Source organism: Erwinia sp. PsM31, from assembly GCF_030433775.1.
Classification (GTDB): Bacteria; Pseudomonadota; Gammaproteobacteria; order Enterobacterales; family Enterobacteriaceae; genus Erwinia; species Erwinia aeris.
In genome coordinates, this window is sequence record NZ_JARUWZ010000015.1 from 33234 (window position 1) to 46636 (window position 13403).

The 13403-nt window shown below is 58.0% G+C and carries 12 protein-coding genes; 8 read left to right on the forward strand and 4 right to left on the reverse strand.

Annotated features, from left to right (window positions below):
- The first annotated feature begins 1 nt into the window (after position 1).
- The 6 genes from QCD69_RS13245 to QCD69_RS13270 all read left to right on the forward strand — a co-directional run bounded on the left by QCD69_RS13245 (position 2) and on the right by QCD69_RS13270 (position 6386).
- A complete protein-coding gene (locus tag QCD69_RS13245; RefSeq protein ID WP_125288461.1) occupies positions 2 to 331 on the forward strand; it encodes a YbaB/EbfC family nucleoid-associated protein in 330 nt (109 codons plus the stop codon).
- Positions 331 to 936, forward strand: coding sequence for a recombination mediator RecR (gene recR, locus QCD69_RS13250; RefSeq protein WP_301252356.1), 606 nt, complete (start codon positions 331 to 333; stop codon positions 934 to 936). The genes QCD69_RS13245 and recR overlap by 1 nt, the downstream gene beginning before the upstream one ends.
- A gap of 96 nt (positions 937 to 1032) precedes the next feature.
- A complete protein-coding gene (htpG, locus tag QCD69_RS13255) occupies positions 1033 to 2907 on the forward strand; it encodes a molecular chaperone HtpG (RefSeq protein WP_253455013.1) in 1875 nt (624 codons plus the stop codon).
- 378 nt (positions 2908 to 3285) lie between these two features.
- A complete protein-coding gene (adk, locus tag QCD69_RS13260; RefSeq protein ID WP_253455012.1) occupies positions 3286 to 3930 on the forward strand; it encodes an adenylate kinase in 645 nt (214 codons plus the stop codon).
- Positions 3931 to 4046: 116 nt separating this feature from the next.
- Positions 4047 to 5006, forward strand: coding sequence for a ferrochelatase (gene hemH / locus QCD69_RS13265; protein ID WP_253455011.1), 960 nt, complete (start codon positions 4047 to 4049; stop codon positions 5004 to 5006).
- Between the two features lie 75 nt (positions 5007 to 5081).
- Positions 5082 to 6386, forward strand: coding sequence for an inosine/guanosine kinase (locus QCD69_RS13270; RefSeq protein ID WP_125288466.1), 1305 nt, complete (start codon positions 5082 to 5084; stop codon positions 6384 to 6386).
- A gap of 261 nt (positions 6387 to 6647) precedes the next feature.
- On the opposite strand, the gene ybaL is transcribed toward QCD69_RS13270, so the two are convergent.
- On the reverse strand, positions 6648 to 8333 hold the full coding sequence (gene ybaL, locus QCD69_RS13275; protein ID WP_301252358.1) for a YbaL family putative K(+) efflux transporter: 1686 nt from the start codon (positions 8331 to 8333) through the stop codon (positions 6648 to 6650).
- A 434-nt stretch (positions 8334 to 8767) separates the two neighbouring features.
- Between ybaL and ushA the strand changes: the two genes are divergently transcribed.
- Positions 8768 to 10513 (forward strand): bifunctional UDP-sugar hydrolase/5'-nucleotidase UshA, encoded by a 1746-nt coding sequence (ushA, locus tag QCD69_RS13280; RefSeq protein ID WP_301289738.1) that lies wholly within the window; start codon positions 8768 to 8770, stop codon positions 10511 to 10513.
- Here ushA and QCD69_RS13285 read toward each other — a convergent pair.
- Complete coding sequence (locus QCD69_RS13285; protein ID WP_253455007.1) at positions 10502 to 10936, reverse strand: multidrug/biocide efflux PACE transporter; 435 nt, start codon at positions 10934 to 10936, stop codon at positions 10502 to 10504. The two genes, ushA and QCD69_RS13285, sit on opposite strands and share 12 nt — an antisense overlap.
- A gap of 85 nt (positions 10937 to 11021) precedes the next feature.
- On the opposite strand from QCD69_RS13285, the gene QCD69_RS13290 reads away from it, so the two are divergent.
- Positions 11022 to 11888, forward strand: a complete 867-nt coding sequence (locus QCD69_RS13290; protein WP_253455006.1) for a LysR family transcriptional regulator — start codon at positions 11022 to 11024, stop codon at positions 11886 to 11888.
- Here the strand turns inward: QCD69_RS13290 and ybaK are convergent.
- Positions 11885 to 12370 (reverse strand): Cys-tRNA(Pro)/Cys-tRNA(Cys) deacylase YbaK, encoded by a 486-nt coding sequence (ybaK, locus tag QCD69_RS13295; protein WP_125288471.1) that lies wholly within the window; start codon positions 12368 to 12370, stop codon positions 11885 to 11887. The genes QCD69_RS13290 and ybaK overlap by 4 nt on opposite strands.
- 163 nt (positions 12371 to 12533) lie before the next feature.
- Positions 12534 to 13334: a TraB/GumN family protein gene (locus QCD69_RS13300; RefSeq protein WP_301252362.1), complete on the reverse strand. Its 801-nt coding sequence runs from the start codon at positions 13332 to 13334 to the stop codon at positions 12534 to 12536.
- Positions 13335 to 13403: the final 69 nt, after the last annotated feature.

The window sequence follows — 13403 nt, forward strand, 5'->3', positions numbered from 1 at the left end:
TATGTTTGGAAAAGGCGGACTGGGTAACCTGATGAAGCAGGCCCAGCAAATGCAGGACAAAATGGCGCAGGTGCAGGAAGAGATCGCGGCCATGGAAGTAACGGGCGAATCGGGCGCGGGACTGGTGAAGGTCACCATCAACGGTGCACACAACTGCCGTCGCGTAGAGGTTGATCCAAGCCTGCTGGAAGACGACAAAGATATGCTGGAAGATCTGGTCGCTGCCGCATTTAACGATGCCGCCCGTCGCGTAGCGGAAGCGCAGAAAGAGAAAATGTCTGCGGTATCCAGCGGGATGCAGCTGCCGCCTGGCTTCAAGATGCCGTTCTGATGCAGACCAGCCCGCTCCTTGAAAGCCTGATGGAGTCGCTACGCTGTCTGCCCGGCGTGGGGCCGAAATCGGCCCAGCGTATGGCGTTCCAGCTGCTGCAGCGCGATCGCAGCGGCGGAATGCGTCTGGCGCAGGCGCTGACGCGCGCCATGTCGGAAATTGGACACTGTGCAGATTGCCGCACCTTTACCGAGCAGGAAATCTGCACCATCTGCGCGAATACTCGTCGTCAGCAGACGGGTCTTATCTGCGTGGTAGAAAGCCCGGCCGACATTCACGCCATTGAGCAGACCGGGCAGTTCGCCGGCCGCTACTTTGTGCTGATGGGGCACCTTTCGCCGCTGGATGGCATTGGCCCGAACGATATCGGTCTTGACCGGCTGGAACAACGGCTGGAAAAAGAGACGATTCAGGAGGTGATCCTGGCCACTAACCCTACGGTTGAAGGCGAGGCGACCGCCAACTACATTGCCGAGCTGTGCGGTCAGTATGGCGTTGACGCCAGCCGCATCGCCCACGGCGTGCCGGTTGGCGGCGAGCTGGAGATGGTGGACGGCACCACGCTTTCCCACTCTCTGGCCGGGCGCCACAAGATTAAATTTTAGTCATTTAACGGCACGATGCGTCGTGCCGTCTTGAAAACCCGCCAGTCGTCCCCATTCTACTTCTCAATGTAAACCGCCAAGTTAACTGAGGTAGCAATGACCATGAAAGGACAAGAGACGCGTGGCTTCCAGTCAGAGGTAAAACAGCTTCTGCACCTGATGATCCATTCCCTCTATTCAAACAAAGAAATCTTCCTGCGTGAGCTGATCTCCAACGCCTCCGATGCGGCCGACAAGCTGCGCTTCCGCGCGCTTTCTTCGCCGGAACTTTACGCGGGCGACGGCGATCTGCGCGTGCGTGTTTCTGTTGATAAGGAAAATCGTACCCTGACGCTGAGCGATAACGGCATCGGGATGACGCGAGACGAAGTCATTGAGAATCTGGGCACCATTGCCAAATCGGGCACCAAATCCTTCCTGGAATCATTAGGATCCGATCAGGCGAAGGACAGCCAGCTAATCGGCCAGTTCGGCGTCGGCTTCTATTCCGCCTTTATCGTGGCGGACAAGGTTTCCGTGCGCACCCGCGCTGCCGGCGCCGCTGCGGATGAAGGCGTGTTCTGGGAATCCGCAGGCGAAGGCGAGTACACCATTGCCGATATCACGAAAGAAGATCGTGGTACGGAGATTACGCTGCATCTGCGCGAAGGCGAAGACGAGTTCCTGGACGCGTGGCGCGTGCGCAGCATCATCAGCAAATATTCCGATCACATCGCGCTGCCGGTAGAGATCGAAGAGCATAACGAAGAAGAGAAAACCTCCAGCTGGGAAAAAATCAACAAGGCGCAGGCGCTGTGGACGCGCAACAAGTCTGAGATCAGCGACGACGAGTACAAAGAGTTCTACAAACACGTTTCGCACGATTTTGCCGATCCGCTGACCTGGAGCCACAACCGCGTAGAAGGCAAGCAGGAGTACACCAGCCTGCTGTATATCCCTTCGCAGGCGCCGTGGGACATGTGGAACCGCGATCACAAGCACGGGCTGAAGCTCTACGTGCAGCGCGTGTTTATCATGGACGACGCCGAGCAGTTTATGCCGAACTACCTGCGCTTCGTGCGCGGCCTGATAGATTCCAGCGATCTGCCGCTGAACGTCTCGCGTGAAATCCTGCAGGACAGCCGCATTACCCAGAATCTGCGTAACGCCCTGAGCAAGCGCGCGCTGCAAATGCTGGAGAAAGTGGCGAAGGATGACGAAGAGCAGTATCAGAAATTCTGGCAGCAGTTCGGTCTGGTGCTGAAAGAAGGCCCGGCTGAAGACAGCGCCAACAAAGAAACCATCGCCAAACTGCTGCGTTTTGCCTCTACCAGCAGTGAAGGCTCCGCGCAGACCGTGTCGCTGGAAGACTATGTCAGCCGCATGGTGGAAGGGCAGGAGAAGATTTACTACATCACCGCCGACAGCTATGCCGCCGCGAAAAGCAGCCCGCATCTGGAGCTGTTCCGTAAGAAAGGCATCGAGGTGCTGCTGCTCTCCGATCGTATCGACGAATGGATGATGAGCTATCTGACCGAGTTCGATGGCAAAACCTTCCAGAGCGTCAGCAAGGCGGACGAAGCGCTGAGCAAGCTGGCAGACGAAGAAAGCGAAGAGCAGAAAGAAGCGGAAAAAGCGCTGGAGCCGTTTGTCGACCGCGTGAAAACGCTGCTGGGCGAGCGCGTGAAGGATGTGCGTCTGACGCACCGCCTGACCGACACGCCTGCTATCGTCACCACCGACGCCAACGACATGAGCACCCAGATGGCGAAGCTGTTCGCCGCTGCGGGCCAGCCGGTGCCGGAAGTGAAGTACCTGTTTGAGCTGAACCCGGAGCACGCGCTGGTTAAACGCGCTGCGGATACGCAGGATGAAGCCCGCTTCGGCGAGTGGATTGAGCTGCTGCTCGATCAGGCGATGTTTGCCGAGCGCGGCACGCTGGAAGATCCTAACCAGTTTATCCGCCGCATGAACCAGCTGCTGCTGGGCTAAATCGGTCAAAGGCAGGGGGCAACGCCCTCTGCCTTTCTGTTTGGTTTCCCTCCTGCCTGGTTCTTAACTCAACTCCCTATCATCCCGACGCTTTCCCGCAAGCGCGATCCTGCCGAAAACCGCGTCTCTCAAGGGACTATACCGGTAGCGATCCTGCTGGCGAAAAGGTGAAATTGTCTGAAAACAAGGCTTTCGGCACGACGGCGCCCGTAAAGCGCTAAAGCGGCGTCAATAATGCCGAAACCCCCTGGCGTTACCGGTAACTTTACCGGGCGATAACCCAGCTTAACGGCCGCGTTCCTTGTGGATACAGGGGCATGATGGTATGTTCATGCCCTACATAACTTGATTAAAGCGATTCGCAAGGGGATTTACGCAATGCGTATTATTCTGCTCGGTGCTCCGGGTGCAGGTAAGGGGACACAGGCTCAGTTTATTATGGAGAAATACGGCATTCCGCAGATCTCCACGGGCGACATGCTGCGCGCAGCGGTTAAAGCCGGCAGCGAGCTGGGTCAACAGGCCAAAGAACTGATGGATGCAGGCAAACTGGTCACTGATGAACTGGTTATTGCCCTGGTTAAAGAGCGCATCGCGCAGGAAGATTGCCGTAACGGTTTCCTGCTTGATGGCTTCCCGCGCACTATCCCTCAGGCTGACGCCATGAAGGAAGCGGGCATCAAAATCGACAACGTGCTGGAGTTCGCCGTACCGGACGAGCTGATTGTTGAACGTATCGTGGGTCGTCGCGTTCATGCGCCATCCGGCCGCGTTTACCATGTGACCTTCAACCCGCCTAAGGTGGAAGGCAAAGACGACGTGACCGGTGAAGAGCTGACCACGCGTAAAGACGATCAGGAAGAAACCGTGCGTAAGCGCCTGGTGGAATATCATCAGATGACCGCGCCGCTAATTGCCTACTACAGCAAAGAAGCGGAAGCGGGCCACACCGCTTACCACAAAATTGACGGCACCCGTAAAGTGTCTGAAGTCAGCGCCGAACTGGAAAAAATCTTCGGTTAATACCTTCCGGGGCCAGCAAAAGCTGGCCCTACTACAGCAATTGGTTACCCCTTCCTGATTTTCCGCTAGAATGATTCTCGTTTTCATCACCTGACATGCCCAGAGAAGGAATAACAATGAGGCAAGATAAACCCGGCGTGCTGCTGGTGAACCTAGGTACACCTGACGCGCCAACCACGCCTGCTGTTAAACGCTACCTGAAACAGTTCCTCAGCGACAAGCGCGTGGTCGATACGCCGCGCTGGCTGTGGTGGCCAATCCTGAACGGCGTGATCCTGCCGATCCGTTCGCCGCGCGTTGCAAAACTTTACGCATCGGTCTGGATGGAAGACGGCTCGCCGCTGATGGTCTACAGCAAACGGCAGCGCGAAGCGCTGGCGGCCCGGCTACCTATGCCTGTGGAACTGGGCATGAGCTACGGCAATCCGAGCCTGAAAAGCGCGCTTGACAGCCTGATGGCGCAGGGCGTAACCCGCCTGATCGTGCTGCCGCTGTACCCGCAGTTTTCCTGCTCTACCGTGGCGGCGGTCTGGGACGGCATCACCGAGGTCTTTGCCGGTTATCGCAGCCTGCCTTCGGTGCAGTTTATCCGCGATTACGCCACGCATCCGGCCTATATTGCCGCGCTGAAGGCGTCGGTCGAACGGTCGTTTGCTAAACATGGCAAGCCGGATCTGCTGGTGATGTCTTTCCACGGCATTCCGCAGCGTTTTGCCGATCAGGGCGACGATTATCCGCTGCGCTGTCGGGAAACCAGCGAGGCGCTGATTGCCGCGCTGGGCCTGGCCGAACACGAAGCGATGCTGACTTTCCAGTCGCGCTTTGGCCGCGAGCCGTGGCTGACGCCCTATACTGACGAAACGATGCAGTCGCTGCCGGCAAAGGGCGTGAAGCATGTACAGGTCATGAGCCCTGGCTTCTCCGCCGACTGTCTGGAAACGCTGGAAGAGATCAGCGAGCAGAACTGCGAATTCTTTATGCACGCGGGCGGTACCAAGTTTGAATATATCCCGGCGCTGAACGACGATGAACTGCATATCGATATGATGGTTGAGCTGGTCAACAGCCAGCGCTAAAACAGAGGGGTGTGGGCACTTAGCCGCATCCCTGTTATCATTGGCTGCTTCCTATTCTTTCCAGAAGTCAGCAATATGAAATTTCCCGGCCAGCGTAAATCCAAACACTACTTTCCCGTCAGCGCGCGCGACCCGCTGCTCCAGCCCGTGCAGCCGGAAAGCGAAACCGCGACCAGCTGGATAGCGGGTATCGATCAGATCCTGGTGGATATCGAAGCGAAGGTGGATGACGCTTTTGTGGCGCGCTACGGCCTGAGTGCGGGCCACTCGCTGGTGATTGAAGACGAGGTTGCCGAAGCGCTGTATGCAGAGCTGACGCAAAACAACCTGATCACCCATCAGTTTGCGGGCGGTACCATCGGCAACACGCTGCACAACTACTCGGTGCTGGCCGACGACCGCTCGGTGCTGCTGGGCGTGATGTGCAGCAACGTGCAGATCGGGAGCTACGCCTATCGCTACCTGTGCAATACCTCCAGCCGTACCGATCTGAACTATTTGCAGGGCGTCGACGGCGCTATCGGCCGCTGCTTTACGCTGATTGGCGAACACGGCGAGCGTACCTTTGCCATCAGTCCGGGCATGATGAACCAGCTGAGCAAGGAAAGCATTCCTGAAGAGGTGGTAGCGGGCGCGTCCGCGCTGCTGCTGACCTCTTATCTGCTGCGCTGCAAGCCGGGCGAACCGATGGCGGAAGCAACGATGCAGGCCATCGCCTGGGCGAAAAAGCATAACGTACCGGTGGTGCTGACGCTGGGCACGAAATACGTGATTGGCGACAATCCGCAGTTCTGGCGCGATTTCCTGCGCGATCACGTTTCCGTGGTGGCGATGAACGAGGAAGAGGGCGAGGCGCTGACCGGCTTCAGCGATCCGCTACAGGCGGCGAATATGGCGCTGGACTGGGTGGATCTGGTGCTGTGCACCGCCGGGCCGAACGGTCTGTATATGGCGGGCTACACTGAGGAAGAGGGCAAGCGCAAAACGCAGCATCCGCTGCTGCCAGGCGCGATCCCGGAGTTCAACCAGTATGAGTTCAGCCGCGCGATGCGCCACCAGGACTGCGAGCAGCCGCTGCGCATTTTCTCGCATATCGCGCCTTATATGGGCGGCCCGGAGAAGATCATGAACACCAACGGCGCGGGCGACGGCGCGCTGGCGGCGGTGCTGCACGATATCACCGCTAACGACTATCATCGTCTGAACGTGCCGAACTCCAGCAAACACGGTCGTCGCTACCTGACCTATTCCTCGCTGGCGCAGGTTTGTAAATACGCCAACCGCGTCAGCTATCAGGTGCTGAATCAGCACTCGCCGCGCCTGACCCGAGGGCTGCCGGAGCGCGAAGACAGCCTGGAAGAGTCCTACTGGGAAAGATAAGACGAGCGCGGCCTCTTCCAGAGACCGCCTGAGACTGTTAACAAAGCTATGCTCAGCCATCAGTTGGCTATCAGTCTGGTAAATAGCCGCAGAGGCAGAGCGGAACACGGACGCGCACGTCCATGTAGGCTCGTTTCGCGCGTCCATGCGCGAAAACGGTCCGCTTATCCGCTCAGCCTCCGCCGCTGTGAAGCGGTTGGATCGCTGTAAAAATGGCAGTGTAAGCCGCAGGCTTTTAAGTTTGTCATCAAACTCGCCTTTTCAGATCGGGCTGGGTTGCGGCGCGCTTGCCTTTTCATTGGCGAGCATAATATTCAGCATGCTGTTGGCAATCTCCCGCTCGCCCATCACCACCTGATTTGCGCCGCGCTCGGTAATGTAGTGCACCTCTTCGTCATGATGCGCCCGCGCGAGGATCTCAATCGACGGGCGCTTCTCTCGTGCGGCGATGACGATTTCGCCCGCTTCAAAACCATTAGGGATAGTGAGCAGCAGCCAGCGCGCGCAGTCCAGACGCGCCAGATCCATCGTCTCCGTGCGGGCAGCGTTGCCCAACACAGCGCTGATCCCTTCCGCCCTTAAGGCATCCACCCGCGTCCGGCTGTTCTCAACCACCACAATCGGCACGCCATTTTCTATCAGTTTCCTGCCCAGCAGGCTGCCGACGCGGCCAAAACCGACGATGATGGCGTGGTTACAGAGATTAACCGGGATCGGGTTTTCCTCTTCCATTATTGCGGCCTGCTGCTGCTCTTCCTCGGCCTCTTTTTTACCGAGATAGCGCTGCAGCAGCGCGAAAAGCAGCGGATTAAGCATGATGGAAAGGATGGCGCCTGCCAGCACCAGATTGCGGCCTTCATCAGGCAGCAGCTTTAGCGAGATCCCCAGTCCGGCGAGAATAAAGGCGAACTCGCCGATCTGCGCCAGGCTCACCGAAATGGTCAGCGCGGTACGGCGGGAATGGCCGAACAGCAGCACCAGCAGCAGCGCGGCCAGCGATTTGCCCAGCACGATAATAGCCAGCACGCCCGCAACTGCCAGCGGCTGTTCCAGCAGGATCATCGGGTCGAACAGCATCCCGACGGAGACGAAAAACAGCACCGCAAAGGCGTCACGCAGCGGCAGCGTATCATGCGCGGCGCGATGGCTCAGCTCGGACTCGTTCAGCACCATGCCCGCAAAGAAGGCGCCCAGCGCAAAGGAAACGTCAAAAAACTCTACCGCGCCAAAAGCGATGCCCAGCGCCAGCGCCAGCACCGCCAGGGTAAACAGCTCTCTGGAACCGGTTGCGGCGCTGCGAGCGAGGATCCAGGGCACCGCGCGTCGACCGACCACCATCATCAGCACCATAAAGGCCACCACCTTGCCGATGGTAATCAGCAGATCGACCAGCAGCATACTTACGCTGGCGTTGCCTTGCTCAAACATGCCCGCGATAGCCGGAAGCAGCACCAGCGCCAGCACCATTACCAGATCTTCCACAATCAGCCAGCCGATAGCGATCTGCCCGCGCTGACTGTCAAGAAGCTGCCTGTCTTCCAGCGCGCGCAGCAGCACCACGGTACTGGCGGTGGAAAGGCAAAGGCCGAACACCAGCCCGGTCATCCACGGCCAGCCCAGCAGCGAGGAAAGCCCCATACCCAACAGCGTGGCGACGGCGATCTGCGCCACGGCACCGGGGATAGCGATCGCTTTAACCGCCATCAGATCCTTCAGCGAGAAATGCAGGCCAACGCCAAACATCAGCAGCACGACGCCCAGCTCCGCCAGCTCGGGTGCCAGATTGGTATCGGCGACAAAACCGGGCGTGAATGGGCCGGCCAGCACGCCAGCCAGCAAATAGCCAACCAGCGGCGAAACCCGCAGCCGATTGGCCAGCATACCCAGGAGAAAAGCGAGAACAAGCCCGCCGACAATGGTGGTGATAAGCGGGGTAGTGTGGTGCATGCTTCTCTCCTTGTATGTGCAAATGTATCCGAATGTAAGCTTAAAGTGTATGGTATATCCGGCTAGTCTGCCTGCCTTATTCAGGTAAAAATGTGAAAAAAAGCGCTGGTAGCAAAAACACACAGGATCGCGTGATTTTAATGTGTTAAGTGGCTGGAGAGCTGAATAATGACTGTTCTGATAATAAAGATTATGCAGTTATCTTTCAAAACGCAGGCCGCTTTTTTGCGACACAGCTGCAAACAACCGCACTAAACAGGATGCGTATGCAGCAAGGCCGCAGATTTAGCACTCATCTGGCCGTCGCGCTTGTTTTAAGAGCCCGCGACGCGCTGCCGAAAACCGGCACCGCTTGCCATTCGCCGCGCCTGTAGTAGATTGCTGGTTACGCCAGCCTTATAAGTGCTTCAACAAGGAGATCCGTTGTGCTTTCACTGAAAAAAAACTCGCTGACGCTATTGGCGCTGGCTTTACTCAGCGCGCCGCTTGCCGCGCAGGCCTGGGTTAAAGACCGGGTTTATAAATTCACCGTGCTGCATACCAACGATCATCACGGCCGCTTCTGGCAAAACGAGCATGACGAGTACGGGCTGGCGGCGCAAAAAACCATGATGGATCAGATCCGCTACGACGTGCAGGCGCACGGCGGCGCGGTGTTGATCCTCTCCGGCGGCGATATCAATACCGGCGTGCCAGAATCGGACTTACAGGATGCCGAGCCCGACTTTCGCGGCATGAACCTGATTGGCTACGATGCGATGGCGATCGGCAATCACGAGTTTGATAACCCGCTTTCCGTGCTGCGTCAGCAGCAAAAATGGGCGAAATTCCCGCTGCTTTCCGCCAACATTTATCAGAAAAGCACCGGACAGCGCCTGTTCCAGCCCTATGCGTTGTTTAATCGGATGGGACTGAAAATCGCGGTGATCGGACTGACCACTGACGACACGGCTAAAATCGGCAACCCAGAGAATTTTACCGACATCGTTTTTCATAAACCGGCGACGGAAGCGAAGGCGGTGGTGGAAGCGCTGCGCCAGCAGGAGAAGCCGGACGTGATTATCGCGGCGACGCATATGGGCCACTACGATAACGGCAATCACGGCTCCAACGCGCCGGGCGACGTGGAGATGGCTCGGGCGCTGCCGGCAGGCTATCTGGATATGATTGTGGGCGGCCATTCTCAGGATCCGGTCTGTATGGCGAAGGAAAACGTTAAGCAGGCGGATTACGTGCCGGGCACGCCGTGCCAGCCGGATCGGCAAAACGGCACCTGGATTGTTCAGGCGCACGAATGGGGAAAATATATCGGCCGGGCCGATTTTACCTTCCTGAACGGCAAGCTGACGCTGGAACATTACGAACTGGTGCCGATCAATCTGCGGCATAAGGTGACCAATGCCGACGGCAGCGTCAGCTGGGTGAATTACACCCAGGAAATCGCCAAAAATCCGGCGATGATGAAACTGCTGACGCCTTTCCAGAAAAAGGGAGAGGCACAGCTTAACGTAAAAATCGGCAGCGTAGACGGCCATCTGGAGGGGGATCGCAGCAAGGTGCGCTTTGTGCAGACCAACCTTGCCCGTGTGCTCCTGAGCGCGCAGGCAGAGCGAACCGGCGCTGATTTCGCGGTAATGAGCGGCGGCGGCGTGCGGGACTCCATCGAACCCGGCGACATCACCTACAAGGATGTGCTGAAGGTGCAGCCTTTCGGCAACACGGTCGTCTATGTCGATATGAAGGGCAGCGAAGTTGAAAAATATCTGGCGGTAGTGGCGAATAAACAGGTCGATTCCGGCGCCTACGCGCAGCTGGCCAACGTTAGCCTGACGGCCGATGGCAGCAGCGTTCATGACGTAAAAATCAAAGGCGAACCGCTCCAGGCGGACAAAACCTACCGCATGGCGACGCTCAGCTTCAACGCGACCGGCGGCGACGGCTATCCTGTTATCACCTCTATGCCGGGCTACGTAAACACCGGCTTTGTCGATGCCGAGGTGCTGAAACAGTATATTGAGAAGCACTCGCCGCTGAAAGCCAGCGCTTTTGCACCGCACGACGAAATTCTTTATCAGCAGAAGGCCGCCGTGACGGAACAAAAAGCCGACGAGCCGCCGAAAAAATGGCGGCTGCCGCGTATTGAACTGGCTATGCGCCAGGTCTGGTCGTCACTGTTCTGAAGACACAGGATGCGCTTTGCGCTGCCATTTGGCGCGAAGCGTATCGTATAACCAGTTATAGACCACCGTATAGGGCAGGAAGAAAAGGAAAAAGCCGATTTCCAGCAGCAGCGCCTGCCACAGCGAAACGCCCAGCATCCAGGCGGCGATTGGCAAACCAATCAGAATAAACCCGCCTTCAAAAGCCAGCGCGTGCACGATACGCAGCAGCCAGCTCTGACGGCCGTTCGGGAACAGACGGTCGAAACCGGCGTTGTAAACCATGTTCCAGAGCATGGCGACGGTCGACAGCATAATAGCCAGCGCGCCCATCTGGAACAGCGGTTTATCCATTGCCCACGCGGCCAGCGGCGAAACTATCGTCACGGCCAATGCTTCAAAACCCAGGGCGTGGAAAAAACGTTCTTTCAGTGTACGGCTCATTGGTTCTCCTTAAAATCAGACCGGTATTTTGCCTGCCCGGTTTGCTAACATAAAATGATTACCCATCGGAAAAAGCGATACTTAAATGCGATATTCACCGGAATCGTTACAGGCGTTTGTACAGACGGTGGAAAGCGGCTCCTTTTCTGCCGCTGCCAGAGCGCTGCGTAAAAGCCAGTCCACCGTCAGCGCTGCCGTGGCCAACCTGGAAACAGATTTGGGGTTCGCCTTGTTCAGCCGCGACGGGCGCTCGCCGGTGCTGACAGAGAACGGGCAGCGGGCGCTGGCACAGGTGCGGGAAATACTGGCGGCCAGCGAGCGGCTGGATGAGCTAGCTATCCGCCTGACTGGCGATGTGGAACCCTGCCTGAGCATGGCGATCTCCGATTTCTGGCAGGCGGATTACCATGAATCGCTGCTGAGACGCTTTGCCGATCGCTATCCGCAGATTGAATTTGAATGCATGATTGCCGAAGATGCCGACGTTATCGATCTGATCCAGGCCGGAAGGGCGCATATTGGGGTGATCCGCGTGCAGCCGCATTACCCGGCTGATATCGCCACTGCAAGGCTTCAGGTTAAAGCGCAGATGGCTATTTATCTGCATCAGGATCATCCGCTGACGCGGCAGGCTGTCGTCAGCAGCGAAGCGTTAAAAAGCGAGCGGCAGCTCTGTCTGAACACGTGGGTAGAGAAGGGGCGGCCCCGGCCGGGCAACGGCGTCTGGTCTGCGCCTTCTTATCTGCTGCTGCTGGAGATGGCGGAACAGGGCTTTGGCTGGACGATACTGCCGCGCTGGCTGGTGGAGCAGTTCGGCCATCAGGTGCTGCGCGAGCTGCCGATCGCCGGCTGGCCGCAGAATCTTTCGGTGGATGTCGCCTGGTCGCGGCTGTCGCCGCCCGGCCCGGCCGGGCGCTGGATGATCGATCGGCTGCTGGCGCAGACCAACTAGCTGCGGTCGCGCTTCGCGATAGCGGCAAAGCTGGCGTTGAGCTGCCGCGCCAGATCCTGCGGAGCCAGCTCTATCTCAAGCCCGCGTCGTCCGCCGGAAACAAACACGGTGGGAAACTGCTGCGCCAGCGTATCCACCACTACGGGCAAACGTTTTTTTTGCCCCAGCGGACTGATGCCGCCCAGCTGATAGCCCGTGATTCGCTGGGCGATCTGCGGATCGGCCATTTCGACTTTCTTTACGCCCAGCGCTTTGGCGACGCTTTTTAAATCCAGCTGGCCGGCAACGGGCGTGACGGCTACCGCCAGCGTGTTCGCCTCGCCGTTCAGCGAAACCAACAGCGTTTTAAACACCCGATCGGGATCCTGGTTCAGCATCCGTACGGCTTCATCGCCAAAGTGGGTTTCGCTGCTGTCGTGCTCATAGCTGTGCAGCTGAAATTTTATTTTTTGCTTTTCAAGCAGTTTTACGGCTGGCGTCACGACGCTTCTCCTCAGGTGGCGCATGGAACAACTGGCGAAAAAAAGTACTGGCGAAAATGTGGGATCCAGGCGACAATCTTTGCCCCTTCGGCCTTTGTCGAAGGCGAACTAAAATCATAAAACAGATCTTATTCATGGCCGGTAGCGATATTGGCCTTTTTTTTTAGCCTTTTTTCAGCAGGTCCGGCAAATTGCCTTCGCCATACAGGTGCAGCGCGCCCACGGCCACCACATACTCCCCTGGCGGCAACGCCGTCAGATCCTGCCGCCAGCGCTGATTGCGTTGCAGCATCAGCACCTCGTTTAACGCGCTGTTAAAGGTACCGGGCAGGGCCGGTCGGCTGTCCGCAGGCGGCGTTTCCAGCCACCAGCCAATCATGGTTTGCAGCAGGCGCGCGTTGGTGTGCCAGTGCTGCAGCGTATCCTGCAGCAGCGACAGACCGTTATCGGGCAGCGCTTTCAACAGATCCAGCTGCGCCTGCGGCCCTTCCAGCTCGATGATTTTTTTCCCCTGCGCTTTGGCGGCGCTGAGCAGCTGGAAATCGATACCGTAATCGGCCCGCAGCCCAAGACGCTGGGCCTGCTGCGCCTGCAGCATTAAGGCTATCTGCCAGGCGGGCAGCCGATCGATAACCTCTGCGTCAATAGCGACCTCACGGCAGACACGCTGAAGTTCCTCCAGCTCCCGCTCGCTCAGACGCTCCGCCAGCGGCGGGCAGATTTCACTGGCGCTAAAAGGCGAGGCGCCGGAGGTGATATCCGCCTCCACAATCAGCGCATCGGCCCGCGCCAGTTTTTTTTGCAGCGCCGCCGGAAGCGGCATCATGGTTTGCGTGCCCATATGAATACTGCCCACCAGATGCAGATGGCGGGCGCCGAGCGCCATATCCTGCGCCGGATAGGCATAGCTAATGGGCGAGAGTTTGCGCCACAGCGCGACAGCCTTTTGCAGTAATTTTCCCATAGGCTCCGCTCCGTTAGTTTCCCTTATGCTAACGGTTTAGCCCACCGAAGGACAGACGGAGACCGGGCT

Excerpts from the sequence above, each read along its gene's own strand:
- ybaL (WP_301252358.1), bottom strand. The coding sequence starts at position 8,333 with ATGCACCACACTACCCCGCTTATCACCACCATTGTCGGCGGGCTTGTT.
- QCD69_RS13245 (WP_125288461.1), top strand. The coding sequence starts at position 2 with ATGTTTGGAAAAGGCGGACTGGGTAACCTGATGAAGCAGGCCCAGCAA.
- QCD69_RS13290 (WP_253455006.1), top strand. The coding sequence starts at position 11,022 with ATGCGATATTCACCGGAATCGTTACAGGCGTTTGTACAGACGGTGGAA.
- htpG (WP_253455013.1), top strand. The coding sequence starts at position 1,033 with ATGACCATGAAAGGACAAGAGACGCGTGGCTTCCAGTCAGAGGTAAAA.
- QCD69_RS13300 (WP_301252362.1), bottom strand. The coding sequence starts at position 13,334 with ATGGGAAAATTACTGCAAAAGGCTGTCGCGCTGTGGCGCAAACTCTCG.
- hemH (WP_253455011.1), top strand. The coding sequence starts at position 4,047 with ATGAGGCAAGATAAACCCGGCGTGCTGCTGGTGAACCTAGGTACACCT.
- recR (WP_301252356.1), top strand. The coding sequence starts at position 331 with ATGCAGACCAGCCCGCTCCTTGAAAGCCTGATGGAGTCGCTACGCTGT.
- QCD69_RS13270 (WP_125288466.1), top strand. The coding sequence starts at position 5,082 with ATGAAATTTCCCGGCCAGCGTAAATCCAAACACTACTTTCCCGTCAGC.
- adk (WP_253455012.1), top strand. The coding sequence starts at position 3,286 with ATGCGTATTATTCTGCTCGGTGCTCCGGGTGCAGGTAAGGGGACACAG.
- QCD69_RS13285 (WP_253455007.1), bottom strand. The coding sequence starts at position 10,936 with ATGAGCCGTACACTGAAAGAACGTTTTTTCCACGCCCTGGGTTTTGAA.